The sequence below is a fragment of the Klebsiella sp. MS 92-3 genome (assembly GCF_000195655.1).
GTDB lineage: Bacteria > Pseudomonadota > Gammaproteobacteria > Enterobacterales > Enterobacteriaceae > Klebsiella > Klebsiella pneumoniae.
The window spans coordinates 3,458-4,083 of the sequence record NZ_GL882873.1; the positions used below are offsets into that span (position 1 = coordinate 3,458).

Below are 626 nucleotides of genomic sequence, written 5' to 3' on the forward strand. Positions count from 1 at the left end.
GGGGGGCGGGTTAAGTGCTATGCAACCTGATGTAGCGCCGGGTTTCCCCGGGGAGCCTTTGGACAGCCTCACTGACTCGTGGTCTTTTAACTCTGCCGTTGCTGTTTCCACCCCTCCGTAAAGAGGGCTACGCTACAGAGAGAACTTATCACCAGAACCCAAATGTTCACAATCAATCACTATTTTTTTCAGACTGATGACAGGGTGTTACGAAGAATGAAGGATGTTAATGTGACTTGCGATTCATTGAATCTGTGTTGTAGGTAGATGAAAGATTTTTGCCCGCCTGTCGCGCGGGTTTTTTTTCCTGCTTACAGGAAAAAGGGGCTACCGGCGAACCGGCAACCCCTTCATAAAGGCGCTTCAGGCATGTCAGACCAACGCAGCCCTGAAAAGGCGGAGTATTCCCCGCCTCCAGGTTGCTACTTACCGTTGGATTCGTAAGCCAGGCTTGCCGCGACCTCCCTGTTCCCGTCCTTTAGCCGGACTTCGCATAAGCGGTTCCGGGTCAGGCATGTGAATATCAAGAGCGTTAAACAGACGATTAATACGCACCAGACCAGGGCGTTTCGCGGTAGTTTCATGGTTTACTCCTCCTGTGTAAGTTCACACAGATATTGCAATTG

Annotated in this window: 1 protein-coding gene; it reads right to left on the reverse strand. The window is 50.8% G+C overall.

All coding sequences use genetic code 11. The features are described from left to right. Positions 1–422: 422 nt before the first annotated feature. On the reverse strand, positions 423–584 hold the full coding sequence (locus HMPREF9538_RS33170) for a type I toxin-antitoxin system Hok family toxin (protein ID WP_004118124.1): 162 nt from the start codon (positions 582–584) through the stop codon (positions 423–425). Positions 585–626 lie beyond the last annotated feature (42 nt).